A 26820-nucleotide genomic window follows, 5' to 3' on the forward strand; every position below is an offset into this window, starting at 1 on the left:
CCGGTCGGCCGGGGACGATGAGGTGGGGTTTCGATGAACGCGCCGTACGACGGTGACCGCGTGCATGGCGCGGGCGGGACGGGCGCCGACCGTGTGCCCCCGGAGACGGGACCGGACGGGATGACCCCGGCCGACCCGTACCTCCAGCACGCCTACGACCACGACCCCTACCGGGCGCGCGACCTCGCCGCCCAGGACCCGGTCGGCGAGGCCCTGTACGACCGGGCTTCCCACCCACCGCCGCCCCCGGGCACGTACCAGGAGCCGCAGCCGCTCTACCAGCAGCCTCCCGCGTCCCAGTACCCCCCGGACCCCCGGCTCTGGGCCCAGACGCCCGCACCGGAGCCCGCAGGGCCCTCCCGGCACCTTCCCTACGGCGAAGACGCCCTGACGACCCAGTTCGTGGGCGTCGACGACCTCGTCACCCGCGCTTCGGACGACGACGTCGAGCCGGACGCCTTCGCCCACCTCTTCCGGGACCAGGAGGGCTCCGGCGGCGGCCGGCACGCCGGCACGCCCGAACCCGAGCCCGCCAAGGCACCCGCGCCGCAGAAGTCCGGCGGACGGGCTTCGGGGCTGCTCAAGTCCAGTGCCCTGATGGCCGCCGGAACGCTCGTCTCCCGGCTCACCGGCTTCGTCCGGAGCCTGGTCATCACCGCGGCCCTCGGCACCGTCCTGCTCGGCGACAGCTTCACCATCGCCTACACCCTGCCGACGATGATCTACATCCTCACCGTCGGCGGCGGTCTGAACTCCGTGTTCGTCCCCCAGCTGGTCCGCTCCATGAAGGAGGACGAGGACGGCGGCGAGGCGTACGCCAACCGCCTGCTCACCCTGGTGATGGTCGCGCTCGGCGTGATCGTGGCCGCGGCGGTGTTCGCCGCGCCGCTGCTCATCAAGCTGATGTCGCTCCCCATCGCCAGGGACCCCGCCGCCAACAGCGTGGCCGTCACCTTCGCGCGCTACTGCCTGCCGACGATCTTCTTCATGGGCGTGCACGTCGTGATGGGGCAGATCCTGAACGCGCGCGGCAAGTTCGGCGCGATGATGTGGACCCCGGTCCTCAACAACATCGTCATGATCGCCACGTTCGGTCTCTTCATCTGGGTCTACGGCACTTCGGCCGAATCCCGGATGGGCGTCGAGACCATCCCGCCCGACGGCGTGCGGCTGCTGGGCGTCGGCACCCTGCTCGGCCTCACCGTGCAGGCCCTGGCGATGATCCCGTACCTGCGGGAGGCGGGATTCCGCTTCCGGCCGCGCTTCGACTGGAAGGGCCACGGCCTCGGCAAGACGATCAAGCTGGCCAAGTGGACCGTGCTCTTCGTCCTCGCCAACCAGGCGGGCGTCCTGGTCGTCACCCAGCTCGCCACCTCGGCCGGGAAGCTCTCCGGCCGGGAAGGCACCGGTTTCCTGGCGTACTCCAACGCCCAGCTCATCTGGGGCATGCCGCAGGCCATCATCACCGTCTCCGTGATGGCCGCCCTGCTGCCCCGCATCGCCCGGGCCGCGCACGACAACGACCCCGGCGCGGTCCGCGACGACATCTCCCAGGGACTGCGGAACTCCGCCGTCGCCATCGTGCCCGTGTCCTTCGGCTTCCTCGCGCTCGGCCTGCCGATGTGCACCCTGCTCTACGGGTCCAGCGGGTCCGAGTCCTCCCGGTCGATGGGCTTCATCCTGATGGCCTTCGCCCTCGGCCTCATCCCGTACTCGGTGCAGTACGTCGTACTGCGCGGCTTCTACGCCTACGAGGACACCCGCACCCCCTTCTACAACACGGTCATCGTGGCGGCCGTCAACGCCGCCGCGTCGGCCCTCTGCTACGTCGTCCTCCCGGCCCGCTGGGCGGTGGTCGGCATGGCGGCGTCCTACGGCCTCGCCTACGCGGTCGGGGTCGGAATCGCCTGGCGCAGGCTGCGCAAGCGGCTCGGCGGCGATCTGGACGGCGCCCGCGTCGTCCGCACCTACGCCCGCCTCTGCATGGCGGCCGTCCCTGCCGCACTGGTCGGGGGCGTCGTAGGGGTCGCCCTGCTCGAACTTCTCGGCGAAGGCGTACTCGGTTCGGTCGCCGCACTGATCTGCGGCGGTCTGCTCCTGCTCGGCATCTTCTTCGGAGCGGCCAAGAAGATGCGGATCGAAGAGGTGAACGGCCTGATGGGTATGGTCCGGGGACGGCTCGGCCGCTGAACGGGCGCCGCAGCACACAACCATCGCCGGTCTCCGCGTGTCGTGCATAGCGCCGGAGTGTGGGCACAATTGGCGTGACTGTGAGCAGAGCTGGCTGGCATCGCGCAACGGATGGGGAGGCAGGAACGACGGTGGCGGAACGTAGCACGGCTGCCGTCGACGTGGCCGACAACAGCGGCGACGAGCCGCTGGCCGCCAAGGCGGACGAGGCCACGACCGACGGGACGGCTGAAGCCAAGAGCGCGGAGGGCGCGAGCCCCGCCGGCGTGGACGACAAGGACGCCGGCTCCCCTGCGGAGCCGCCGGCGCCCGATCTGCACAGCGGCCACAAGCTGGCCAATCGCTATCGACTCGAAGAGTGCGTCACCCGGCTGGATGGTTTCAGCAGCTGGCGAGCGGTGGACGAGAAGCTGCGGCGCGCGGTGGGCGTCCACCTGCTCACGGCGAACCATCCCCGCGCCCGGCCGGTGCTGGCGGCAGCACGCTCGTCCGCGCTGCTCGGCGACCCGCGCTTCGTCCAGGTGCTGGACGCCGTGGAAGAGGGCGACTTCGTCTACGTCGTCCACGAATGGCTCCCGGACGCCGTCGAACTCACCGCGCTGCTCGCCGCGGGCCCGATGGAGGCGCACGACGCGTTCCAGCTCGTCGGCCAGCTCTCCCAGGCCATGGCGGCGGCGCACCGCGAGGGGCTGGCCCACCTGCGCCTGACCCCCGGCGCCGTCCTGCGCAGCTCCACGGGGCAGTACCGCATCCGCGGCCTCGCCGTGGACGCCGCCCTGCGGGGCATCACGGCCGAGCGTCCGCTGCGCACGGACACCGAGGCGATCGGCGCCCTGCTGTACGCGGCGCTCACGCAGCGGTGGCCCTACGAGAGCGACGCATACGGGCTCGTGGGCCTGCCCAAGGGAATGGGGCTCATCGCCCCCGACCAGGTCAGGGCGGGAGTCCACCGCGGCCTCTCCGAGCTCGCCATGCGTGCGCTCGCCAACGACGGCGCCACCGCCTCACGGCAGGAGCCGCCCTGCACCACCCCGGACGAGCTGGCCAAGGCGGTCGCCGCGATGCCGCGCATTCTGCCGCCCGAGCCGACCTTCACCGCTCCGCCCGAGTACCAGCGGACCACTTACCAGCAGGGGACGTACGGACGTCCGTCGGCCCGTCCGGCGCAGGCGGCGCCGGTCATGGCCGCGCCTCCGGCTCCGCTCCAGAGCCGCACCGGCAGGGCTTTGAAGTGGGCCGTCTCCGCCCTGCTCATCGCCGCGCTGGGGCTCGGCAGCTGGCAGCTCGCCGAGACGCTGCTGGACAACAACAAGACCGAGGAGACCGACACCACTCGGACGACGGACAGCGGCAGCACCGACAAGAACGTCCTCGTCACGGGCAAGCCGATCACCATCTTGGGAGCCACGGACTACGACCCTCTCGGCACCGACGGGGGCGAGAAGCCCGAGACGATAAAGAACGCCTACGACGGTGACCCCAGCACCTACTGGTCCACCCAGAGCTACTACACCGCCAAGTTCGGCGCCCTCAAGACAGGCGTCGGCATGGTTCTCGACCTCGGCAAGGTGCAGCAGGTCGGTTCCGTGGACGTCTCCTTCCTCGACGGCACCACCTCGGTCGAGCTGCGCACCGCGAAGGACGCGTCCCCGCCCTCCATGCCCGACGGCTTCACCAAGGTGGCCGAGGGCTCGGGGACGGACGTGACGCTCAAGCCCGGGAACCCCGTCCAGGCGCGGTACCTTCTCGTCTGGCTCACCGAGCTGCCCGGCAGCGGGAAGGATTACCGGGGCAAGGTCTCCGAGATCAAGGTCACCAGCTGACGGACGCAAGGGGCGGGGGAGCTCACCGTTGGACGACGCCAGATTCGTCGACACCAGTGACCAGGAGCTACTGGCACAGCACGTGGCGGGCGTACCGGAGGCCTTCGGTGAGCTGGTGCGGCGCCACCGGGACCGTCTGTGGGCCGTGGCGCTGCGGACGCTCGGAGACCGGGAGGAAGCGGCGGACGCGGTCCAGGACGCCCTCGTGTCCGCGTTCCGCTCCGCCCACACGTTCCGGGGGCAGTCCGCCGTCACCACCTGGCTGCACCGGATCACCGTGAACGCCTGCCTCGACCGGGCCCGCAAGGCAGCCTCCCGCAGGACCTCGCCGGTGGACACCGCCGACCACCTCGATCAGTTGCTGGAACCGCACGAGTCGGCCGAGGCACCCGCCGAGCGTCATGATCTCCATCGCGAGTTGCTGGCCGCGCTCGCGACGCTCCCTCCCGAGCAGCGCGCCGCACTGGTCCTCGTGGACATGCAGGGGTATCCCGTCGCGGAGGCGGCCGTGATCCTCGAAGTCCCGACCGGGACGGTGAAGAGTCGCTGCGCCCGGGGACGGGCCCGGCTCCTGCCGCTGCTGAATCATCTGCGCGGGCGGGACCCGGAGGACCCACCGCGGACGAGCAAGGGCCCGCCGGGTTCCGAGCGGAACCGATCACAAGGTCCATTCGTCCCACGGGCGTCGGCGCCGAGGGACGCAGGAGCGCATGATCCTGCCGCAGCGCAGGGCGGAGGCGGACACCCATGACATTCACCACCGATACGACTCGGCACCCGGACGTCACCGAGATCTCCGACTTCGACGAAGGTGCCCTCCCCCTCGCCCGGGCCACGGAAGTCCGGCGTCATCTCCTCATCTGTGCGCTCTGCGAGGACGTGCGCTCCTCGCTGGAGGAGATCAGGTCTCTGCTCGGCTCAGTGCCGGAGCCTTCCCCCATGCCGGCCGACGTCACGGCCCGCATCGACGCGGCTCTCGCCGCCGAGACACTTCTCGACACCCGCACCCCTGAGGTCGCCCCCTCGTGGAGCGTCGATGTTTCACGTGAAACATCGACGGGTGAAACAGCGGACAGTGAGATGGGGACGGGGGAAGCAGCGGCCCGTGAAAGGGCATCGCAGACCGCGGGGCGGCCGACAGCGCACATTGCGGAGAACACCGCAGAGCACCCTGCCGACGCAGTTGCCGGGACACCGCCGAAGCGCAGGGCGCCGACGCCCCGTTCCGCCAACGGCTCCTCCGGCGCCGCCACAGGCCCGGGCCGGCGCCGATCTACCCGGCGCCGCCGCATCGTCCTCGGGACCGTGTTCGGCGCCGCGATTCTGGGCATGGGCACCCTCGTGTTCCAGACGGCAGGAGTGACGGCCGGAGCTTCGTCCGACAAAGCGGACTCCGGGGCCATGGCTGCGTCCGCGCCGCCGGAGGGCAGCACGGAGGCAGCGACGTCATCCGCCGTCGAGTTCACCACGGCCACGCTCCCGGAACAGGTGCGCGGCCTCCTGAACGGACCCTCCGCCCTCCAGCGGACCGAGGACGCCGACAGCGCCCCGCAGGATGCAGGCCCCTCCGGCATGCCCACGATCGAGCGTCCGCTGCAGGCGCCGTCCGTTCCCGTCTGCGTCCAGCGGGCGCTCGGCCGTACCGCCTCCGCCCTCGCGGTGGAGACAGGGATCTACCGGGGGGCCGTCACGTACCTCGTAGTGCTGCCGCACCCCACGGACGGTTCCCTGGTCACCGCCTACCTCGTCGATGCCGGGTGCACCGCCTCCGACCCCTCGGGCACGGGCTCGCTGCTGTTCACCCACGCCTACCCCCGCGCCTGACCCCGATGTGCCCCGCGCCACGCGGGAAGGATCGGGAATGCACGCCCCGTAGGATCCGTTGGGTGGGGTGAGAGTCGTTGAACCGACCCCCTCAGACAAGCAGGCAGACCGCAGAGACGAGGAAGACACCCGTGAGCGACGTCCGTAATGTGATCATCATCGGCTCGGGGCCGGCTGGATACACGGCCGCCCTCTACACCGCTCGCGCCTCGCTGAAGCCCCTGGTCTTCGAGGGTGCCGTCACCGCCGGTGGTGCGCTGATGAACACCACCGACGTGGAGAACTTCCCCGGGTTCCAGGACGGCATCATGGGTCCCGACCTCATGGACAACATGCGCGCCCAGGCCGAGCGCTTCGGCGCGGAGCTGGTTCCGGACGACGTGGTCGCCGTGGATCTGACCGGTGAGATCAAGACGGTCACCGACACAGCGGGTACGGTCCACCGCGCCAAGGCGGTCATCGTGACCACCGGGTCCCAGCACCGGAAGCTCGGTCTGCCGAACGAGGACGCCCTCTCCGGGCGCGGCGTCTCCTGGTGCGCCACCTGCGACGGGTTCTTCTTCAAGGACCAGGACATCGCGGTGATCGGCGGCGGCGACACCGCAATGGAGGAGGCGACCTTCCTCTCGCGCTTCGCGAAGTCGGTCACCATCGTCCACCGCCGTGACACGCTCCGCGCCTCCAAGGCGATGCAGGAGCGTGCCTTCGCCGACCCGAAGATCAAGTTCGCCTGGGACAGCGAGGTCGCCGGGGTCCACGGCGAGCAGAAGCTTTCCAGTCTGACTCTGCGCAACACCAAGACCGGAGAGACCTCCGAGCTGGCGGTCACCGGCCTCTTCATTGCTGTCGGCCACGACCCGCGGACCGAGCTCTTCAAGGGTCAGCTCGACCTCGACGAGGAGGGCTACCTCAAGGTCCAGGCCCCCTCGACCCGCACCAACCTCACGGGCGTCTTCGGTGCCGGCGACGTCGTCGACCACACCTACCGTCAGGCCATCACCGCGGCCGGCACCGGGTGCTCGGCCGCTCTCGACGCCGAACGCTTCCTGGCCGCCCTGGCGGACGAGAAGCTCGCCGAGCCGGAGAAGACCCCGGCCGTCTGAACTGCTCCACCCACACCCCCACCCTGTAGTTAAGGAGGCCGCCGTGGCCGGCGCGCTGAAGAACGTTACCGACGCTACTTTCGAGGAAGAGGTTCTCAAGAGCGGCAAGCCCGTTCTCGTGGACTTCTGGGCCGCCTGGTGCGGCCCGTGCCGCCAGATCGCCCCCTCCCTGGAGGCCATCGCGGCTGAGCACGACGAGATCGAGATCGTGAAGCTCAACATCGACGAAAACCCGGAAACCGCTGCGAAGTACGGCGTGATGTCCATTCCGACGCTCAACGTCTACCAGGGTGGCGAGGTCGCCAAGACCATCGTCGGCGCCAAGCCCAAGGCCGCGATCATCCGCGACCTCGAAGACTTCATCGTCGCGAAGTAAGCATCACCCCGCTGCTGTGCGCACGCCCAGCAGCGCACGGAGCATGTTTCACGTGAAACGGGTCGGCCTCATCAAGAGGCCGGCCCGTTCTGCTGTGCCCGCTCCGCGGTGCCCGGCGCCCTGTCCAGACGCTCTGTCCTGATGGTCCGCGGTAACACTCGGCCGTCAGAGCGGCCGGAGCACGGGTTCCTTCTGCACCACCCCGAGCAGCCGGTCCAAGGCCAGCTCGACGTCTTCCCGCCAGGAGAGCGTCGTCCGCAGATCCAGTCGGAGACGCGGATGGACGGGATGCGGCCGGACCGTCTTGAAGCCCACCGCCAGAAGGTGATCCGCGGGGAGGAGACACGCGGGTTCCTTCCACCGCGCTTCGCCAAAGGCTTCGATCGCTTTGAAGCCCCGTTGCAGCAGGTCCTTCGCCACCGTCTGCACCATGACTCTTCCGAGCCCCTGTCGCTGGTACGCGGGGTCGATCCACCCGGTGATCAGCTGCACCGCGTCCGGTGAGACCGGGCTGGTGGGAAAGGCGATGGAACGCGGTACGTAGGCCGGCGGAGCGTAGAGCACGTAGCCCACCGGCACCTCGTCGACGTGGACCAGGCGACCGCAGGAGCCCCACTCCAGGAGGACTGCGGAGAGCCAGGATTCCTTCGCCGTCTCCGACTCGCCCGCCTTGATCGCGGCTTCCGCCCTGACGGGGTCCAACTCCCAGAACACACACGACCGACAGCGCTGGGGAAGATCCGGAAGGTTGTCCAGGGTGAGCGGTACGAGCCGACGCCCCATGAAGGCGATCCCTCACTTCCTTGGATCCCGGGAGATGCGCCCTACCAGATCGCATCGTATCGACGCGGGCAGGAGGCGCCTACCCGGGAACGAGCAAAGGACGGGTCCTGTTCCGCTGCCGGAACAGGACCCGTCCTTTGCTCGTACTACCGGAACCGTCAACCCGCCGCTTCGTCCTCGGCCGGCTTCACGGAGGTGCCGCTCTCCAGCACGCGTCCCTCACCCGGCGCGAGGCTGCCGAGAATGCGGTTGAGATCCTCCATCGAGGCGAACTCGACGACGATCTTCCCCTTCTTCTGGCCGAGGTCGACCTTTACCCGGGTCTCGAAGCGGTCCGAGAGCCGTGACGCCAGATCACTCAGCGCGGGTGAGACCAGGCTGCCCGCCCTCGGCCCCTTCGGCTTCGCGGAACGGGAGCTCTTCGACTCCATGACCTTGACGATCTCCTCGGTCGAACGCACCGAGAGCCCTTCGCGCACGATGCGGCGGGAGAGATCCTCCTGCTCCTGGGGGTCCTCCAGCGAGAGCAGCGCGCGCGCATGGCCTGCCGAGAGAACTCCGGCCGCCACCCTGCTCCGCACGGAGAGCGGCAGGCGCAGCAGGCGCAGCGTGTTGGAGACCTGGGGTCGCGAGCGTCCGATCCGGTCAGCCAGCTGCTCCTGGGTGCAGTTGAACTCCTTCAGCAGCTGGGAGTAGGCGGCGGCCTCCTCCAGCGGGTTGAGCTGAGCCCGGTGCAGGTTCTCGAGGAGGGCGTCCAGCAGGAGCTTGTCGTCCTCCGTCGCCCGGACGATCGCGGGGATCCGCTCCAGGCCTGCCTCCCGGCTGGCCCGCAGGCGCCGCTCACCCATGATGAGCTCGTACTCGTCGGGCCCGACCTGGCGCACCACGACGGGCTGGAGGAGACCCACCTCCTTGATCGAGGTGACCAGCTCGCTGAGCGCCTCCTCGTCGAACACCTCGCGAGGCTGCTGAGGGTTGGGACGGATGGACTCCGGCAGCAGTTCGGCGAAGTACGCGCCGACCGTGCCGGGCTCCGACTGCTCCACCGGCGGTTCCGGCGACTTCGGCTCGGGCACCAGAGGTCCGTTCGGAAGAGCGGACAGCTTCGCGGCCGGCACTCCCCGCTCGGCAGCCAGCACCTGGCCGGGCCCCTGGGGTGCGACCTGCTTCTCCGTGGGAGCTGCCGGGATCAGCGCAGCGAGGCCACGTCCCAGCCCTCGACGACGGTCACTCACTGGATGCCCTCCGAAATGCTCCGCTGGGTGCTCTGACTGCCCACGTGGGCGGGCTGGGGTTCGTACCGCACTCCGACGCCCCGCAGCGCAATCTCACGCGCCGCTTCGAGATACGACAGCGACCCGCTCGATCCCGGATCGTACGTCAGCACGGTCTGTCCGTAGCTCGGCGCCTCCGAGATGCGTACGGACCTCGGAATGCTCGTCCGCAGCACCTCCTTGCCGAAGTGGCTGCGCACCTCCTCCGCGACCTGGGACGCGAGACGAGTCCTGCCGTCGTACATGGTGAGCAGGATCGTGGACACATGGAGGTCAGGGTTGAGATGACCACGCACCAGTTCAACGTTCCGCAGCAGCTGCCCCAGACCCTCCAGTGCGTAGTACTCGCACTGAATGGGGATCAGCACCTCGGCTCCGGCAACCATCGCATTGACCGTCAGCAGGCCCAGGGAGGGCGGGCAGTCGATGAGGATGTAGTCGAGCGGCTGCTCGTACGCCTGGATGGCGCGCTGGAGCCGGCTCTCGCGCGCCACCAGGGAGACCAGCTCGATCTCCGCACCGGCGAGGTCGATGGTGGCGGGGGCACAGAAGAGACCTTCGACGTCCGGGACGGGCTGCACGACTTCGGAGAGCGGCATGCTCTCCACCAGTACGTCGTAGACCGAGGGGACCTCGGCATGGTGGTCGATCCCCAGAGCCGTCGAGGCGTTTCCCTGCGGATCAAGGTCGATCACCAGAACGCGGGCGCCGTGCAGAGCGAGCGAGGCGGCAAGATTGACGGTCGACGTCGTCTTGCCCACACCACCCTTCTGGTTGGCGACCACCATGACGCGCGTCCGGTCGGGGCGTGGCAGTCCCTCGCCGGCACGGCCCAGGGCCTCCACCGCCAGCTGGGCCGCGCGGCCAATAGGGGTGTCATCCATCGGCGGCGGTGTTTCACGTGAAACACCGTCCCCCAGGGATTCGGTTCGGGGACCGGGGACCGGATCGGTCATCGGTCCCGCGATGTTGGCGTCGGACCGCAAGGATTCACTCTCCTCGACTTCAAGCTCGCAATGAACAGAGCCTGCCATGCTTTCGGGGTTGTGAACCAGCGAGGCCCGCTGTTCTGTGGATGGCTCCACCGATGTGGACAACTTGGTAGCTCGATCGGGGTTGCGGTCCCGTGGCGTGGCAGCCGCACGGCCACGGCCGATGATTCCCTGCAACAGAGAGCGACGTTTCACGTGAAACACGATGCCTCTGCGGGGCAACTACCCAGCACCGACACTCCGCGTAGTGAGGTCAGGGCTACTTCTGTGGAGCATCGCTCAGCAAGCCGGCGGACCGAACCCCGGTGGGGTTCCTCGTCGGCCACGCCCCCGTCCCGTCCGTGGAGGGCGGGTCAGCGCCGACGGCGCGTCCGCCCCACCCGGGCCGCCTTGGCCCTCTTTGCGGCGAACCTCACACCGCCCGGGCTCTCGCCCACGACCACCCGGACCACCGTCGTCGTGGGGTCGACCACACCCGACCCGGCGTGCAGCACCTCGGTCTCCACCACGCCCAGCTTGCTCAGCGCGGCGCGCGCACCGTTGATCTCCTCTTCCGCGGTGTCGCCCTTGAGCGCCAGCATCTCGCCGTACGGCCGCAGCAGCGGCACGCCCCAGCCGGCGAGGCGGTCCAGCGGTGCGACTGCCCGTGCCGTGACGACGTGGACCGGCTGAAGCTTCCCCAGCACCTCCTCGGCCCGGCCCCGGACGACCGTCACATGATCCAGGCCGAGCAGCTCCACGACCTCCTGGAGGAAGTTCGTCCTCCGGAGCAGCGGTTCCAGGAGTGTGATCTTGAGGTCAGGACGCACCAGGGCCAGCGGGATTCCCGGCAGCCCCGCCCCGGAGCCCACGTCGCACACCGTGACGTCCCGCGGGACCACCTCGGAGAGCACGGCGCAGTTGAGCAGGTGCCGCTCCCACAGACGTGGGACCTCACGCGGACCGATCAGTCCACGCTTGACACCCGCGTCCGCGAGCAGCTCCGCGTACCGGACGGCCTCCGGGAAGAACTCACCGAAAACCGCCTGGGCCGCCTCAGGTGCCTGAGGGAGCGCTGCTTCCTCCGTCACGGGGACCGTCCTTCCCTACCGCACTACCGCACTGTGGATGGCTGACTATCAGGCTGACAAAGATCGGCCCCGCCTGCGAACAGACGGGGCCGACAGAACACGTTCCGGTCAGGCCGGCAGGACGACGACGAAGCGCTGGGGCTCCTCGCCCTCGGACTCGCTCCGCAGACCGGCCGCCGCGATCGCGTCGTGCACGACCTTGCGCTCGAACGGCGTCATCGGCTCCAGCCGCACCGGCTCACCGGAGCTCTTGACCTCGTCCGCGGCCTTCGCGCCGAGCGCCGCCAGGACCTCGCGCTTCTTGGCCCGGAAGCCCGCGATGTCCAGCATCAGGCGACTGCGGTCACCGGTCTCCCGGTGTACCGCGAGCCTGGTCAGCTCCTGGAGCGCCTCCAGCACCTCACCGTCGCGGCCCACCAGCTTCTGCAGTTCACGCGCCGATTCGCTGATGATCGAGACCGCGGCCCGGTCCGCCTCGACGTCCATGTCGATGTCGCCGTCGAGATCGGCGATGTCGAGGAGGCCCTCAAGGTAGTCGGCCGCGATCTCGCCCTCCTGCTCGAGGCGGGTCAAGGTGTCGCTGCCCTCAGCGGCCGTGGAGATGGTGCCTTCCGACACGGATGGACTCCCTTACTTCTTGGACGGGTGCTTGGGCCGCTGCGGGCCCTTGCGCGGTCCGGACTTTGCCTGGCGTGAGGAGCCCGACGCGGGCTTGCCCGCCGGCTTCGACTGGTCGTCCTGCTTCTGGAGCGAGGTCTTGGCCTTCGAGGTGTCACCGGAGTCCGGCTCCTTGGCCGCTTCGGTCTGACCGACGGTGGCCGTCCTCTGCGCCTTGCTCTGCCGCTTGGGCTGGTGCCGGCGCTGAGTGGCGCCCTCGGCCTCGGCCACGGACGACTCGCTCTTCGCCACGGTCCCGTCCTCCTGGGCGGCAAGGCCCAGCTTGGAGAGTCCATTGATGAACTTGCGCTCGATGTCGTTGCGCTCCGAGCCCTTGGCGAAGATGCGCTTGACGGTGTTCCGACGCGTCCGGCCGCGTACCTCGCCGTGCTGGGTGATGCTCTTCAGCAGGCGTCCGAGGTACTGGTCCTGGGCCTTGCTGCCCGGCGTCGGGTTCTGGTTGATCACGTACATCTGCTGACCCATGGTCCAGACGTTGGTGGTCAGCCAGTAGACGAGGACACCGACGGGGAAGTTGATGCCCATCACCGCGAAGATCAGCGGGAAGACGTACATCAGCATCTTCTGCTGCTGCATGTACGGGGTCTTCACCGAGAGGTCGACGTTCTTCGTCATCAGCTGGCGCTGGGTGAAGAACTGCGATGCCGACATCATGATGATCATGACCGCGGTGACGACCCGGACGTCGACGAGCGAGGCGCCGAGCGCCTGCACCTCGGCGGAGCTGTTCATGAACTTCGCCGCGAGCGGGGCGCCGAAGATGTGGGCCTGCCGCGCGCTGTCGAGCAGCGGCTGGTCGATGACGCCGATCGTCTTGCCGTTGGCGATGGCCGCGAGCACGTGGTAAAGGGCGAAGAAGAACGGGGACTGCGCCAGAATCGGAAGGCACGAGGAGAGCGGGTTGGTACCCGTCTCCTTGTACAGCTTCATCATCTCTTCGGACTGACGCTGCTTGTCGTTCTTGTAGCGCTCCTGGATCGCCTTCATCTTCGGCTGGAGCACCTGCATGTTCCGCGTCGACTTGATCTGCTTCACGAAGAGCGGGACCAGGCAGATGCGGATCAGGATCACGAGGGACACGATGGACAGGCCCCAGGCCCAGCCCGTGTCTGCACCGAAGATCGCCCCGTACACCTTGTGGAACTGGACGATCACCCATGAGACGGGTGTGGTGATAAAGCTGAACAGACTGGCAATCGTGTCCACTAATCAGGCTCCTTGAGCTTTGGGCGAGGTCTCTGTGGCCGGACCCGGTGTCACGGCTGCCGCTGCTGTCGCGGTCGTCGCGCCCCCGGGGGGCACATCAGTGGCGGAGTCCCCGCCCTTGTCACCGCGCAGCGCGTTGCGCAGCAGTTCGTGCCAGCGCGGACGCTTGCGCGGCGGGACATGGTCCACACCGCCCGGCGACCACGGATTGCATCGCAGAATGCGCCAGGCGGTCAGCGCTGTTCCCTTGATCGCCCCGTGCCGGTCTATCGCCGTGAACCCGTAGTGCGAGCACGACGGGTAGTAGCGGCAGACAGGGCCCAGCAGTGGGCTGATCGTCCATTGGTACAGCTTGATGAGAGCCAGCAGCGGGTACTTCATCGCGCGCCCCCTCCCAGCAGCCGCGCGAGGGCGGCATCCAGGTCTCGGGTCAGCTGAGCGTGGTCGGCGTCACCCGAACCGGGCAACGCGCGCACCACAACCAGGCTACCGGGGGGCAGCTGAGCCAGCCGGTCTCGAACCAGGTGGCGCAGCCGACGCTTCACAGCGGTGCGGACGACCGCACCACCCACGGCTTTGCTGACGACGAAACCCGCACGCGGTGGGGGAGGGGTCTCCCCCGACACGTGCGGGTCCGTAGTACCGCTGCGTAGATGGACGACGAGCAGAGGGCGACCAGCCCTGCGTCCTCGTCGTACCGCGGTCGCGAAGTCCTCGCGCCGCCTCAGCCGATTCTCGGTAGGCAGCACGTCATGACCTGTGGATGATCAGGCGGACAGGCTGCTGCGACCCTTGCCACGGCGGTTCGCGAGAATCGCGCGGCCGGCACGGGTACGCATACGCAGCCGGAAGCCGTGGGTCTTGGCGCGACGACGGTTGTTCGGCTGGAAGGTGCGCTTGCTCACTCGGGGGCTCCAGAATAAATCGGGTGATGGCGGGACATCGCCTGGCTGTCACCGTGCGCCCACGAGGAACTCGCGTAAACGCCTTAGTGCACCGCTTCACAATCACAGATCGTGATCTTTGCCCATCGGAGGCAGGCGGCAGCAGCCATCGACAACTCGACCTGGTCACGGTACGCGCGGCTACGCCATCCGGTCAAACTCACCACGAGCGACCCCCCGCTATGCACAGGCTGTGGACAACAACTTGAACCGGGCGGGTCGCCGTGACTACCGTGGCTGAACTCCGGTTTCTTTTCGTTCCCCCCTGCCGGGCCCGACCCGACCCGACCCATTCCGTCCCGGGAAACACATTTTCGTGGGACATGCGAGAGAGCGTGCCTTGTGGCTGACGTACCTGCCGATCTTGCCGCAGTGTGGCCACGCGTGCTGGAACATCTCCTCGGTGAGGGCCAGCAGGGCATCGAGCCGAAGGACAAGCAGTGGATCGAGCGCTGCCAGCCGCTCGCGCTGGTCGCCGACACCGCGCTGCTCGCCGTACCGAACGAGTGGGGCAAGCGGGTCCTCGAGGGCCGGCTCGCGCCGCTCATCAGCGAGACGCTGACCCGCGAGTGCGGCCGGACGATCCGGATCGCGATCACGGTCGACGATTCGGCGGGTGAGCCGCCGACCCCTCCGGCGCCGCCCCTGCACCAGACCCAGCAGGGCCGGCAGAACCACCGGTACGCGAACCCGCCCCATGACGAGCAGCAGCACGGCGACCCGTACGACACGTACGGTCACCGCCCGCAGGACGACGGGATGCCGACCGCCCGCCCCGCGTACCCGGAGTACCAGCAGCGCCCCGAGCCGGGCGCCTGGCCGCGTACCCAGGAGGACCTCTCCTGGCAGCAGCCGCGGCACGGCGGCTACCAGGACCGCGAGCAGGCCGACCAGTGGCGCGAGCCGTACGGCACCGGGCGTCCGCAGCAGCCCTCGCACGACTACCGGCCGCAGCCCCCGGAGCGTCAGGGGTACGAGTCCCAGCGGCCCGAGCGGCACGACCTCCAGGACCAGCAGCACCGTCCGGGGCGGGCCGGCGGGATGCCGGGTCCCGGTTCGCAGCCGTCCCCGGCGCCCGGTCCGGGCGAGCCGCACGCACGGCTGAACCCCAAGTACCTCTTCGACACCTTCGTCATCGGCGCGTCCAACCGGTTCGCGCACGCGGCGGCGGTGGCGGTGGCCGAGGCGCCGGCGAAGGCGTACAACCCGCTCTTCATCTACGGGGAGTCCGGCCTCGGCAAGACCCACCTGCTGCACGCCATCGGGCACTACGCGCGGAGCCTCTACCCGGGGACCCGGGTGCGGTACGTGAGCTCCGAGGAGTTCACCAACGAGTTCATCAACTCGATCCGCGACGGCAAGGGCGACACCTTCCGCAAGCGCTACCGCGACGTGGACATCCTGCTCGTCGACGACATCCAGTTCCTGGCGAGCAAGGAGTCGACGCAGGAGGAGTTCTTCCACACCTTCAACACGCTGCACAACGCGAACAAGCAGATCGTGCTCTCCTCGGACCGGCCGCCCAAGCAGCTGGTGACGCTGGAGGACCGGCTGCGGAACCGGTTCGAGTGGGGCCTCACTACCGATGTGCAGCCGCCCGAACTGGAGACGCGGATCGCGATCCTGCGCAAGAAGGCGGTGCAGGAGCAGCTGAACGCCCCGCCGGAGGTGCTGGAGTTCATCGCGTCCCGGATCTCGCGGAACATCCGTGAACTGGAGGGCGCGCTGATCCGGGTGACGGCGTTCGCGAGCCTGAACCGGCAGCCGGTGGACCTTGGTCTGACCGAGATCGTGCTGAAGGACCTGATCCCCGGTGGGGAGGACTCGGCGCCGGAGATCACCGCTCCCGCGATCATGGCGGCCACCGCCGACTACTTCGGGCTGACGGTCGAGGACCTCTGCGGATCGTCGCGCAGCCGCGTGCTGGTGACCGCCCGGCAGATCGCCATGTACCTCTGCCGCGAACTGACGGATCTCTCGCTGCCGAAGATCGGCGCTCAGTTCGGCGGCCGCGACCACACCACGGTCATGCACGCGGACCGCAAGATCCGCGCGCTGATGGCGGAGCGCCGCTCCATCTACAACCAGGTCACCGAGCTCACCAACCGCATCAAGAACGGCTGACACCCCGCCGGTCCCGTTCGGCGAGCGAGCGGCGCACGGGCACCCGCGTCGGCGTACTCCGCCCACAGGGAGTGGACAACGAGGCGCCCCGCCAGGCCTTTTCACGGGCCGGCGGGGCGCCTTCCGTCGTTCCTGGGGGCGCTTCCGTCGTTCCTGGGGGCACTTCCGCCGTTCCCGGGGGCGCTTCCATCGCTCCGTGATCGGTGGAAGCGCTCCACGAACGTCTGCGGAGCGGGTCCCGAGGCGTCTGCGGAGCAGTTTCCGGGGCGTCTGTGGAGTGGTTCCGGAGCGGTCCCCGCACCTCCTCCGAGCCGCCCGCGGTGCACCCGCGGCCTCCACGACACGCCGCCGGCGACAGGCAGATGTCCTCTCCCCGTTCCTGCCGGAGCTCGCGAGAACGCTCCAGGAAGCGTCCTGTCGCAAGCGTCCACGGAGGCGATTCAGGTTCTCGGCGGCCCGCGGAGCCCTCGTTCCAGCCGCTCACGGGGCTTGTCGCTGTTCGAACAGAAGGTCACAGAAGAGCGGACACGGTGCTTCTCCACAGATGTGCCGGAAATCTTCCCTCCACAGCCTGGGGACCGGGAAGTTGTCCAGATTGCGTCCACAGGGTCGGCTGTCGATACTCCATCAGGCCAGGTCAACCGCCTGGGGATTTGTGGTCAACCGTGATCCACAGCCTGTGGACAAAAAATCTGTCCACAGGGACTCATCCGGGTTGTCCACCACCAACTCACAGGATCAGCTCTCTTGTCCCCAGGAGGAACCCTCTTCTCCACACCTCTGTCCACTGTTCGGCAACACGACACCCCTCCTCACTGCCGAGAGTGAAAGGCGTCACACCAAGGTGGTCGATTGGGCTGTGGGGAACCGGGGTAAAGCTGGGGACGGCCCTGGGGAGAAGTACCTCCGCCCTGTGCATCGGGTGTGCAGAACTTTCGTGTGTCCACAGAAGTGCCTGGTTATCCACGGACTGCGCCCACAGGTGCGGTGGACAAAAAATCGGCTCTGACCTGCGCAAACGACGTTATCCACCGTTTCCACAGGGCCTACTACTACTACCTCCCAGAGTTAGCCAGGAATCAGCTTCGAAGTGGGGGCTGTGCACAACTTGGCCCGCTGAGCTCTCGGACCGCCTCGGGCGACTTGACCCCGAGCAGCGACGAGTGTCGGTGCCGTACGTCAGACTGGACCCCGGCGTCCTCACCGGCCCCCCGGCCGGCGGACCCCGATCGACGACGAAGGCCAGCAGGGCGAGCGAGCAACAGCAGGAGGCGGTTCCGGTGAAGATCCGGGTGGAGCGCGATGTACTCGCGGAGGCGGTGGCCTGGGTGGCCCGCAGCCTCCCGGCCCGTCCGCCGGCGCCCGTCCTCGCGGGCCTTCTGCTGAAGGCCGAGGACGGTGCCCTCAGCTTCTCCAGCTTCGACTACGAGGTCTCGGCGAAGGTCTCCGTCGACGCGGAGATCGAGGAGGACGGCACGGTCCTGGTCTCCGGCCGCCTGCTCGCCGACATCTGCCGCGCGCTGCCCAACCGCCCGGTGGAGATCTCCACCGACGGTGTGCGTGCCACCGTGGTCTGCGGCTCCTCGCGCTTCACCCTCCACACACTGCCTGTGGAGGAGTACCCGGCGCTGCCGCAGATGCCGACCGCGACCGGCACGGTGCCCGGCGAGGTCTTCGCCTCCGCCGCCGCCCAGGTAGCCATCGCCGCCGGCCGCGACGACACCCTCCCGGTGCTCACCGGTGTGCGTATCGAGATCGAGGGCGAGACCGTCACGCTGGCCTCGACCGACCGCTACCGCTTCGCCGTCCGCGAGTTCCAGTGGAAGCCGGAGAACCCGGACGCGTCCGCCGTGGCCCTCGTGCCTGCCAAGACGCTCCTGGACACCGCCAAGGCGCTCACCAGCGGCGACACGGTCACCCTGGCGCTCTCCGGCGCCGGTGCGGGCGAGGGCCTGATCGGTTTCGAGGGCGCCGGCCGCCGTACGACCACCCGTCTGCTCGAAGGCGACCTGCCGAAGTACCGCACGCTCTTCCCGACCGAGTTCAACTCCGTCGCCGTGATCGAGACCGCTCCGTTCGTCGAGGCCGTCAAGCGTGTGGCCCTCGTCGCCGAGCGGAACACCCCGGTGCGGCTCAGCTTCGAGCAGGGCGTGCTCATCCTGGAGGCCGGTTCCTCCGACGACGCACAGGCTGTGGAGCGCGTCGACGCGGTGCTGGAGGGCGACGACATCTCGATCGCCTTCAACCCGACCTTCCTGCTGGACGGGCTGAGCGCCATCGACTCCCCGGTCGCCCAGCTCTCGTTCACCACGTCCACGAAGCCCGCCCTGCTCAGCGGCCGTCCGGCCGTCGACGCCGAGGCGGACGACGCGTACAAGTACCTGATCATGCCGGTCCGCCTCTCCGGCTGACGCTGATCGGTACCCGTACCCACGACAAGGGATCCGGCGGGCAGGCTCGGCGCTGAGCTTGCCCGCCGCTCCGTGTTCCGGTGCCGGGCGTAGGCTCGGACATGGGAACGTATCGGCACAACGCTTAAGGAATCTCTGATGGAGCTCGGTCTCGTCGGCCTCGGCAAGATGGGCGGCAACATGCGCGAGCGCATCCGCCGCGCAGGCCACACCGTCATCGGTTACGACCGGAACCCGGACGTCGCCGATGTCCACAGCCTCGAAGAGCTTGTGGGCAAGCTGAAGGGCCCGCGTGTCGTCTGGGTCATGGTCCCGGCCGGCGCCGCGACGCAGTCCACCATCGACGAGCTGGCGGAGCTGCTCCAGCCCGGCGACATCGTCGTCGACGGTGGAAACAGCCGCTGGACCGACGACGAGAAGCACGCCGTCGAGCTGGGTATCAAGGGCATCGGCTTCGTCGACTGCGGCGTCTCCGGCGGTGTCTGGGGCCTGGAGAACGGCTACGCCCTGATGTACGGCGGCAAGCCCGAGGACGTCGAGAAGGTGAAGCCCGTCTTCGACGCGCTGAAGCCGGAGGGCGAGTTCGGCTCCGTCCACGCGGGCAAGGTCGGCGCCGGCCACTTCGCGAAGATGGTCCACAACGGCATCGAGTACGCCATGATGCAGGCCTACGCCGAGGGCTGGGAGCTCCTGGAGAAGGTCGACTCCGTCACCGACGTGCGCGAGGTCTTCCGCTCCTGGCAGGAAGGCACCGTCATCCGTTCCTGGCTGCTCGACCTCGCGGTCAACGCCCTGGACGACGACGAGCACCTCGACGGCCTGCGCGGCTACGCCGCCGACTCGGGCGAGGGCCGCTGGACGGTCGAGGCCGCGATCGACAACTCGGTGCCGCTGCCCGCGATCACCGCGTCGCTCTTCGCGCGCTTCGCCTCGCGCCAGGACGACTCGCCGCAGATGAAGATGATCGCCGCGCTGCGCAACCAGTTCGGTGGCCACGCGGTGGAGAACAAGAAGTAGTACGCACGCACAGCAGGACGGACGGAAGGCCCGCGACCATGCACGTCACGCATCTCTCGCTGGCCGACTTCCGCTCGTACGCCCGGGTCGAGGTACCTCTCGACCCGGGCGTCACCGTGTTCGTGGGGGCCAACGGACAGGGCAAGACCAACCTCGTCGAGGCGGTCGGCTATCTCGCCACCCTCGGCAGCCACCGGGTCTCCTCGGACGCCCCCCTGGTGCGCATGGGCGCCGAGCGGGCCGTCGTCCGGGCCGCGGTGACCCAGGGCGAGCGCTCCCAGCTGATCGAGCTGGAGCTCAACCCCGGACGCGCCAACCGTGCCCGGATCAACCGGTCCTCGCAGGTCAGGCCGCGGGACGTGGTGGGCATCCTGCGGACCGTGCTGTTCGCCCCCGAGGATCTGGCCCTGGTCAAGGGAGACCCGGGTGAGCGCCGCCGCTTCCTGGACGAGCTGGTCACCGCCCGCTCCCCCCGGATGGCAGGGGTCCGCTCCGACTACGACCGGGTGCTGAAGCAGCGGAACACCCTGCTGAAGTCCGCCGCGATGGCCCGCCGCCACGGTGGCCGTTCCACGGACATGTCCACGCTCGACATCTGGGACCAGCACCTGGCCCAGGTCGGTGCCGAGCTGCTCGCGCACCGGCTGGATCTGGTCGCCGTGCTCCAGCCGCTCACCGACAAGGCGTACGGCGACGTCGCCCCGGGCGGCGGTCCGGTGGGCCTGGAGTACCGCGGGTCGGTGGGCGAGAACCCGGGGCGGACCCGTGAGGAGCTGTACGAACAGCTGCTGGCCGCGCTCGCTGGCGTACGGAAGCAGGAGATCGAGCGGGGGGTGACTCTCGTCGGCCCGCACCGGGACGATCTGCTGCTGGGCCTGCGCGGGATGCCGGCGAAGGGGTACGCGAGCCACGGGGAGTCCTGGTCGTACGCGCTGGCGCTGCGGCTGGCCTCGTACGAGCTGCTGCGGGCCGAGGGCAACGAGCCGGTGCTGGTCCTCGACGACGTCTTCGCCGAGCTGGACGCGCGGCGCCGCGAGCGCCTCGCGGAGCTGGTGGCCCCGGCCGAGCAGGTGCTGGTGACGGCCGCGGTCGACGACGATGTGCCAGGAGTGCTCACGGGCACCCGGTACGCGGTCGCGGCCGGCGAGGTGACCCGGCTGTGAGCGCCTCCGGGGACCGCGCGCCGGGTGCTTCCGAGGGCGCCGCGGCAGAGGAGCGTCCGGCCGGTGGCCAGGTGTCCGGGGCCAAGGAGCCGTCGGCCGGCAAGGCGCCCGAGCCGTCCGGGGTGGACCTGGCCCGGGTGGCGCTGCGGGCCGCGAAGGAGCAGGCCGCGGCGCGGGGCGCCGCCGCCCAGCAGCGTAAACAGGCCAGGCGCGGTGGCGGTCTGCGCTCCGGGGCGCGGTCGGACGGCAGGGACCCGCTGGCGCTCGGTTCGGCGATCAACCGGCTGATCACGGAACGCGGCTGGGAGACGCCCGCCGCGGTGGGCGGGGTGATGGGCCGCTGGCCGCAGATCGTGGGCGAGGATCTGGCCAAACACTGCGTGCCCCTCAAGTACGACGAGGCCCCCGAGGCCCGGGTGCTGACCGTCCAGTGCAGTTCGACCGCCTGGGCGACGCAGCTGCGGCTGCTCGCGCCCCAGCTGGTGGCACGGCTCAACGCCGATCTCGGGCAGGGCACGGTCCGCATGATCAAGGTGCTGGGGCCCGGCGGCCCGCAGCGCTCGTACGGGCGGCTGCGCGCGCCCGGTTCGACCGGTCCCGGCGACACGTACGGCTGACCGGCCGCAGTCAACCAGCGGGACGAACCCCCGCCGCCGCCCCCTGTGAGCTGCGCTTTCTCGGCCCGCCATCCAGAATCGGCCACACCCGTCGCACCGTCGGCGGGCCTTTCGCGCTGCCCGGGGGCCGTACCGTCCGCGCGGCCCCGGTGACCTCGGGGGCTTCCGGCTTGTGCCGTTGTGCGGGGGTTGAAACCTCCGGGGGCCGAGCGGGTGTCCCTCACCGTAGCGGAGGGTTGACAGGCAGAAGCGCTCAATGCCCGTGTGAGCCTCTCAGAGCCCCGTCCTGAATATGGGGAGTCGTCAGCCGCTGGTTGAGGGCGGCACATGCGGACTCAGGTACCGCCAAACCCCCATTCGGGTCGGCGCTAGCGGTAGACTGATGAACAATCCCGCTACTGAGCGGGTGTCGTCGATTACCAGCCGAACGACGCAGCCGCTCCCGCCTGCCGGAGAACGGCCTGTGCTGTGCCAGAAAGGGCGCTTCGTGGCCGATTCCGGCAACCCCAACGAGAACAACCCGTCCACAGCCGGCGAACACGGCGAGGTCACCGCCTCGTACGACGCCAGCGCGATCACCGTCCTCGAAGGACTGGACGCGGTCCGCAAGCGACCTGGCATGTACATCGGTTCGACCGGTGAGCGTGGACTCCACCACCTGGTGCAGGAAGTCGTCGACAACTCCGTCGACGAGGCTCTCGCCGGGCACGCCGACACGATCGACGTCACGATCCTCGCCGACGGCGGCGTCCGGGTCGTCGACAACGGCCGCGGCATCCCGGTGGGCATCGTGCCGTCCGAGGGCAAGCCCGCCGTCGAGGTCGTCCTGACGGTCCTGCACGCGGGCGGCAAGTTCGGCGGCGGCGGTTACGCCGTCTCCGGCGGTCTGCACGGCGTCGGCGTCTCCGTCGTCAACGCCCTCTCCACCCGTGTCGCCGTCGAGGTGAAGACCGACGGCCACCGCTGGACGCAGGACTACAAGCTGGGTGTGCCGACGGCGCCCCTGGCGAAGCACGAGGCCACCGAGGAGACCGGTACCTCGGTCAGCTTCTGGGCCGACGGTGACATCTTCGACACCACCGAGTACTCCTTCGAGACCCTCGCGCGCCGCTTCCAGGAGATGGCGTTCCTCAACAAGGGCCTCACGCTCAAGCTCACCGACGAGCGCGAGTCGGCGAAGGCGACCGTGGGTGCCGACGAGGCCGAGGCCACCGCGACCGCGGAGGAGCCGCCGGCGCGCACGGTCACGTACCACTACGAGGGCGGCATCGTCGACTTCGTGAAGTACCTGAACTCGCGCAAGGGCGACCTGATCCACCAGTCGGTGATCGACATCGAGGCCGAGGACAAGGAGCGACTCCTCTCGGCCGAGATCGCGATGCAGTGGAACACGCAGTACACCGAGGGCGTGTACTCCTTCGCGAACACGATCCACACGCACGAGGGCGGTACCCACGAAGAGGGCTTCCGCGCCGCGCTGACCTCGCTGGTCAACCGGTACGCGCGCGACAAGAAGCTGCTCCGCGAGAAGGACGACAACCTCACCGGTGAGGACGTCCGCGAGGGTCTCACCGCGATCATCTCGGTGAAGCTGGGCGAGCCGCAGTTCGAGGGCCAGACGAAGACCAAGCTGGGCAACACGGAGGCGAAGACCTTCGTGCAGAAGGTCGTCCACGAGCAGCTCACCGACTGGTTCGACCGGAACCCGAACGAAGCCGCCGACATCATCCGCAAGGGCATCGCCGCCTCGACCGCCCGTGTGGCGGCCCGCAAGGCGCGTGACCTGACCCGCCGCAAGGGTCTGCTGGAGTCGGCGTCGCTGCCGGGCAAGCTCTCCGACTGCCAGTCGAACGATCCCACCAAGTGCGAGATCTTCATCGTCGAGGGTGACTCCGCCGGTGGTTCGGCGAAGTCGGGCCGTAACCCGATGTACCAGGCGATCCTGCCGATCCGGGGCAAGATCCTGAACGTCGAGAAGGCCCGGATCGACAAGATCCTCCAGAACACCGAGGTCCAGGCGCTGATCTCGGCGTTCGGCACCGGGGTCCACGAGGACTTCGACATCGAGAAGCTCCGCTATCACAAGATCATTTTGATGGCGGACGCCGACGTCGACGGCCAGCACATCAACACCCTGCTGCTGACGTTCCTCTTCCGCTTCATGCGCCCGCTGGTCGAGGCCGGTCACGTCTACCTCTCGCGCCCGCCGCTCTACAAGATCAAGTGGGGCCGGGACGACTTCGAGTACGCGTACTCGGACCGCGAGCGGGACGCCCTGGTGGCGCTCGGCAAGCAGAACGGCAAGCGGATCAAGGAAGACTCGATCCAGCGCTTCAAGGGTCTCGGCGAGATGAACGCCGAGGAGCTGCGCGTCACCACGATGGACATCGACCACCGGGTGCTCGGCCAGGTCACCCTCGACGACGCGGCGCAGGCCGACGACCTCTTCTCGGTGCTGATGGGTGAGGACGTCGAGGCACGGCGCTCGTTCATCCAGCGCAATGCCAAGGACGTCCGCTTCCTCGACATCTGAGTCGGCCGTACAAGCAAGCCGCCGCTCGAAAGGACTTTGACCAGCAATGGCCGACGAGAACACCCCTGTGACACCGGAAGAACAGCCCGTCGTGGCCGGTGTGGGCATGCGTGTCGAGCCCGTGGGGCTCGAGACGGAGATGCAGCGCTCCTACCTCGACTACGCGATGTCCGTCATCGTCTCGCGTGCGCTCCCCGACGTACGGGACGGCCTCAAGCCCGTCCACCGCCGGGTGCTGTACGCGATGTACGACGGCGGGTACCGCCCCGAGAAGGGCTTCTACAAGTGCGCCCGCGTCGTCGGTGACGTCATGGGTACGTACCACCCGCACGGCGACTCCTCGATCTACGACGCCCTGGTGCGCCTCGCGCAGCACTGGTCGATGCGCATGCCACTGGTGGACTCCAACGGCAACTTCGGTTCCCCGGGCAACGACCCGGCCGCCGCCATGCGGTACACCGAGTGCAAGATGATGCCGCTGTCCATGGAGATGGTCCGGGACATCGACGAGGAGACCGTCGACTTCCAGGACAACTACGACGGACGGAACCAGGAGCCGACGGTCCTGCCGGCGCGCTTCCCGAACCTGCTCGTCAACGGCTCCGCCGGCATCGCCGTCGGCATGGCCACCAACATCCCGCCGCACAACCTCCGCGAGGTCGCGGCGGGCGCCCAGTGGTACCTGGAGCACCCGGAGGCCTCGCACGAGGAGCTCCTGGACGCGCTGATCGAGCGCATCAAGGGCCCGGACTTCCCGACCGGCGCCCTGGTCGTGGGCCGCAAGGGCATCGAGGAGGCGTACCGCACCGGTCGCGGCTCCATCACGATGCGCGCGGTCGTCGCGGTCGAGGAGATCCAGAACCGGCAGTGCCTGGTCGTCACGGAGCTTCCGTACCAGACCAACCCGGACAACCTCGCGCAGAAGATCGCCGACCTGGTCAAGGACGGCAAGATCGGCGGGATCGCGGACGTCCGCGACGAGACCTCGTCGCGGACCGGTCAGCGCCTGGTCGTCGTGCTCAAGCGCGACGCGGTCGCCAAGGTCGTGCTGAACAACCTGTACAAGCACACCGACCTCCAGACGAACTTCGGCGCCAACATGCTGGCGCTCGTCGACGGCGTGCCGCGCACCCTCTCGATCGACGCGTTCATCCGCCACTGGGTGACGCACCAGATCGAGGTCATCGTCCGGCGCACCCGCTTCCGGCTGCGCAAGGCGGAGGAGCGGGCGCACATCCTGCGTGGCCTCCTGAAGGCCCTGGACGCCATCGACGAGGTCATCGCCCTCATCCGGCGCAGTCAGACCGTGGAGATCGCGCGGGAGGGCCTGATGGGCCTCCTGGAGATCGACGAGATCCAGGCGAACGCGATCCTGGAGATGCAGCTGCGCCGGCTGGCCGCGCTGGAGCACCAGAAGATCACCGCCGAGCACGACGAGCTCCAGGCGAAGATCAACGAGTACAACGCGATTCTGGCCTCGCCCGAGCGGCAGCGGCAGATCGTCAGTGAGGAACTGGCGGCGATCGTCGAGAAGTTCGGCGACGACCGGCGTTCCAAGCTGGTGCCCTTCGACGGGGACATGTCCATCGAGGACCTGATCCAGGAGGAGGACATCGTCGTCACGATCTCGCGTGGCGGCTATGTGAAGCGCACGAAGACGGACGACTACCGCTCGCAGAAGCGCGGCGGCAAGGGCGTGCGCGGCACGAAGCTCAAGGAAGACGACATCGTCGACCACTTCTTCGTGTCGACGACCCACCACTGGCTGCTGTTCTTCACGAACAAGGGCCGGGTCTACCGCGCGAAGGCGTACGAGCTCCCGGACGCCGGCCGGGACGCGCGCGGCCAGCACGTGGCGAACCTGCTGGCCTTCCAGCCGGACGAGCGGATCGCCCAGATCCTCGCGATCCGCGACTACGAGGCGGCGCCCTACCTGATCCTGGCCACCAAGGGCGGCCTGGTGAAGAAGACGGCGCTCAAGGACTACGACTCGCCGCGTTCCGGCGGTGTCATCGCGATCAACCTGCGGGAGACCGGGGACGGCAGCGACGACGAGCTGATCGGCGCCGAGCTGGTGTCGGCCGAGGACGACCTGCTGCTGATCAGCAAGAAGGCCCAGTCGATCCGGTTCACCGCGACGGACGACGCGCTGCGCCCGATGGGCCGCGCCACTTCGGGCGTGAAGGGGATGAGCTTCCGCGAAGGGGACGAGCTCCTCTCGATGAACGTGGTCAGGCCCGGTACGTTCGTCTTCACCGCGACCGACGGCGGGTACGCGAAGCGCACCCCCGTCGACGAGTACCGCGTCCAGGGTCGTGGCGGCCTCGGCATCAAGGCCGCCAAGATCGTCGAGGACCGCGGGTCGCTCGTGGGGGCCCTGGTGGTGGAGGAGACGGACGAGATCCTCGCCATCACCCTCGGCGGTGGTGTGATTCGCACGCGAGTCAATGAAGTCAGGGAGACGGGCCGTGACACCATGGGCGTCCAACTGATCAATCTGGGCAAGCGTGATGCCGTCGTCGGCATCGCGCGCAACGCCGAGGCCGGCCGTGAGGCGGAAGAGGTCGATGGGACCTCCGAGGCGGACGGTTCGGACGAGGCATCGGTCGAGGTTCTGACCGAGGGCACTGTCGAGGGCACGGAGCCCTCGACCGGGGAGCACGAGGAGTAGAGCGTGAGTGGAGCCACGGGC

At 68.9% G+C, this 26820-nt stretch carries 22 protein-coding genes; 13 read left to right on the forward strand and 9 right to left on the reverse strand.

Annotated features, from left to right (window positions below; translation table 11 throughout):
* Positions 1-33 precede the first annotated feature (33 nt).
* The 6 genes from murJ to trxA all read left to right on the forward strand — a co-directional run bounded on the left by murJ (position 34) and on the right by trxA (position 7316).
* Positions 34-2190 carry a murein biosynthesis integral membrane protein MurJ gene (murJ, locus tag ACWCSV_RS10220; protein WP_451140423.1) on the forward strand — a complete coding sequence of 719 codons (2157 nt, stop codon included), beginning with the start codon at positions 34-36 and terminating at the stop codon, positions 2188-2190.
* Positions 2191-2321: 131 nt separating this feature from the next.
* Positions 2322-4013 carry a protein kinase family protein gene (locus tag ACWCSV_RS10225; RefSeq protein WP_451140425.1) on the forward strand — a complete coding sequence of 564 codons (1692 nt, stop codon included), beginning with the start codon at positions 2322-2324 and terminating at the stop codon, positions 4011-4013.
* 28 nt (positions 4014-4041) lie between these two features.
* Positions 4042-4764 carry an RNA polymerase sigma factor SigM gene (gene sigM / locus ACWCSV_RS10230; protein WP_451140427.1) on the forward strand — a complete coding sequence of 241 codons (723 nt, stop codon included), beginning with the start codon at positions 4042-4044 and terminating at the stop codon, positions 4762-4764.
* The gene (locus tag ACWCSV_RS10235; RefSeq protein ID WP_451140428.1) at positions 4761-5837 is read left to right on the forward strand and encodes a hypothetical protein; all 1077 of its coding nucleotides are present in this window, start codon (positions 4761-4763) and stop codon (positions 5835-5837) included. Before sigM ends, ACWCSV_RS10235 begins: the two co-directional genes overlap by 4 nt.
* A 131-nt stretch (positions 5838-5968) precedes the next feature.
* Positions 5969-6940 (forward strand): thioredoxin-disulfide reductase, encoded by a 972-nt coding sequence (gene trxB, locus ACWCSV_RS10240; RefSeq protein ID WP_451140430.1) that lies wholly within the window; start codon positions 5969-5971, stop codon positions 6938-6940.
* Positions 6941-6983: 43 nt separating this feature from the next.
* Positions 6984-7316, forward strand: coding sequence for a thioredoxin (trxA, locus tag ACWCSV_RS10245; RefSeq protein WP_327176808.1), 333 nt, complete (start codon positions 6984-6986; stop codon positions 7314-7316).
* 165 nt (positions 7317-7481) lie between these two features.
* Here the strand turns inward: trxA and ACWCSV_RS10250 are convergent, their stop codons facing one another.
* From ACWCSV_RS10250 to rpmH, 9 genes are all read right to left on the reverse strand, one after another.
* A complete protein-coding gene (locus tag ACWCSV_RS10250; protein WP_451140432.1) occupies positions 7482-8099 on the reverse strand; it encodes a GNAT family N-acetyltransferase in 618 nt (205 codons plus the stop codon).
* Positions 8100-8257: 158 nt separating this feature from the next.
* A complete protein-coding gene (locus ACWCSV_RS10255; RefSeq protein WP_451140434.1) occupies positions 8258-9334 on the reverse strand; it encodes a ParB/RepB/Spo0J family partition protein in 1077 nt (358 codons plus the stop codon).
* Complete coding sequence (locus tag ACWCSV_RS10260) at positions 9331-10407, reverse strand: ParA family protein (protein ID WP_451140521.1); 1077 nt, start codon at positions 10405-10407, stop codon at positions 9331-9333. The genes ACWCSV_RS10255 and ACWCSV_RS10260 overlap by 4 nt, the downstream gene beginning before the upstream one ends.
* Positions 10408-10718: 311 nt before the next feature.
* Positions 10719-11435 (reverse strand): 16S rRNA (guanine(527)-N(7))-methyltransferase RsmG, encoded by a 717-nt coding sequence (rsmG, locus tag ACWCSV_RS10265; RefSeq protein ID WP_451140436.1) that lies wholly within the window; start codon positions 11433-11435, stop codon positions 10719-10721.
* 108 nt (positions 11436-11543) lie between these two features.
* A complete protein-coding gene (locus ACWCSV_RS10270; RefSeq protein ID WP_266706608.1) occupies positions 11544-12053 on the reverse strand; it encodes a Jag family protein in 510 nt (169 codons plus the stop codon).
* Between the two features lie 12 nt (positions 12054-12065).
* Positions 12066-13319 (reverse strand): membrane protein insertase YidC, encoded by a 1254-nt coding sequence (yidC, locus tag ACWCSV_RS10275; protein WP_451140438.1) that lies wholly within the window; start codon positions 13317-13319, stop codon positions 12066-12068.
* 3 nt (positions 13320-13322) lie between these two features.
* The gene (gene yidD / locus ACWCSV_RS10280; RefSeq protein ID WP_451140440.1) at positions 13323-13700 is read right to left on the reverse strand and encodes a membrane protein insertion efficiency factor YidD; all 378 of its coding nucleotides are present in this window, start codon (positions 13698-13700) and stop codon (positions 13323-13325) included.
* On the reverse strand, positions 13697-14068 hold the full coding sequence (rnpA, locus tag ACWCSV_RS10285) for a ribonuclease P protein component (RefSeq protein WP_327176815.1): 372 nt from the start codon (positions 14066-14068) through the stop codon (positions 13697-13699). Before rnpA ends, yidD begins: the two co-directional genes overlap by 4 nt.
* Before the next feature lie 18 nt (positions 14069-14086).
* Complete coding sequence (rpmH, locus tag ACWCSV_RS10290; protein WP_003967884.1) at positions 14087-14224, reverse strand: 50S ribosomal protein L34; 138 nt, start codon at positions 14222-14224, stop codon at positions 14087-14089.
* Between the two features lie 381 nt (positions 14225-14605).
* On the opposite strand from rpmH, the gene dnaA reads away from it, so the two are divergent.
* From dnaA to gyrA, 7 genes are all read left to right on the forward strand, one after another.
* Positions 14606-16387, forward strand: a complete 1782-nt coding sequence (dnaA, locus tag ACWCSV_RS10295; protein ID WP_451140442.1) for a chromosomal replication initiator protein DnaA — start codon at positions 14606-14608, stop codon at positions 16385-16387.
* Positions 16388-17667: 1280 nt separating this feature from the next.
* A complete protein-coding gene (dnaN, locus tag ACWCSV_RS10300) occupies positions 17668-18798 on the forward strand; it encodes a DNA polymerase III subunit beta (RefSeq protein WP_451140523.1) in 1131 nt (376 codons plus the stop codon).
* Positions 18799-18936: 138 nt separating this feature from the next.
* Complete coding sequence (gene gnd / locus ACWCSV_RS10305) at positions 18937-19815, forward strand: phosphogluconate dehydrogenase (NAD(+)-dependent, decarboxylating) (RefSeq protein WP_451140444.1); 879 nt, start codon at positions 18937-18939, stop codon at positions 19813-19815.
* Positions 19816-19853: 38 nt separating this feature from the next.
* Positions 19854-20978, forward strand: a complete 1125-nt coding sequence (gene recF, locus ACWCSV_RS10310) for a DNA replication/repair protein RecF (RefSeq protein ID WP_451140446.1) — start codon at positions 19854-19856, stop codon at positions 20976-20978.
* A gap of 71 nt (positions 20979-21049) precedes the next feature.
* Entirely contained in the window at positions 21050-21595 is a 546-nt protein-coding gene (locus ACWCSV_RS10315) for a DUF721 domain-containing protein (RefSeq protein WP_451140525.1), read from the forward strand.
* 463 nt (positions 21596-22058) lie between these two features.
* Complete coding sequence (gyrB, locus tag ACWCSV_RS10320) at positions 22059-24128, forward strand: DNA topoisomerase (ATP-hydrolyzing) subunit B (protein WP_451140448.1); 2070 nt, start codon at positions 22059-22061, stop codon at positions 24126-24128.
* 46 nt (positions 24129-24174) lie between these two features.
* Positions 24175-26799, forward strand: a complete 2625-nt coding sequence (gene gyrA / locus ACWCSV_RS10325; RefSeq protein WP_451140450.1) for a DNA gyrase subunit A — start codon at positions 24175-24177, stop codon at positions 26797-26799.
* Positions 26800-26820 lie beyond the last annotated feature (21 nt).

Source organism: Streptomyces sp. NPDC001770 (assembly GCF_053596135.1).

Excerpts from the sequence above, each read along its gene's own strand:
- murJ (WP_451140423.1), top strand. The coding sequence starts at position 34 with ATGAACGCGCCGTACGACGGTGACCGCGTGCATGGCGCGGGCGGGACG.
- ACWCSV_RS10235 (WP_451140428.1), top strand. The coding sequence starts at position 4,761 with ATGACATTCACCACCGATACGACTCGGCACCCGGACGTCACCGAGATC.
- ACWCSV_RS10250 (WP_451140432.1), bottom strand. The coding sequence starts at position 8,099 with ATGGGGCGTCGGCTCGTACCGCTCACCCTGGACAACCTTCCGGATCTT.
- ACWCSV_RS10260 (WP_451140521.1), bottom strand. The coding sequence starts at position 10,407 with ATGGCAGGCTCTGTTCATTGCGAGCTTGAAGTCGAGGAGAGTGAATCC.
- yidD (WP_451140440.1), bottom strand. The coding sequence starts at position 13,700 with ATGAAGTACCCGCTGCTGGCTCTCATCAAGCTGTACCAATGGACGATC.
- gnd (WP_451140444.1), top strand. The coding sequence starts at position 18,937 with ATGGAGCTCGGTCTCGTCGGCCTCGGCAAGATGGGCGGCAACATGCGC.
- recF (WP_451140446.1), top strand. The coding sequence starts at position 19,854 with ATGCACGTCACGCATCTCTCGCTGGCCGACTTCCGCTCGTACGCCCGG.
- gyrA (WP_451140450.1), top strand. The coding sequence starts at position 24,175 with ATGGCCGACGAGAACACCCCTGTGACACCGGAAGAACAGCCCGTCGTG.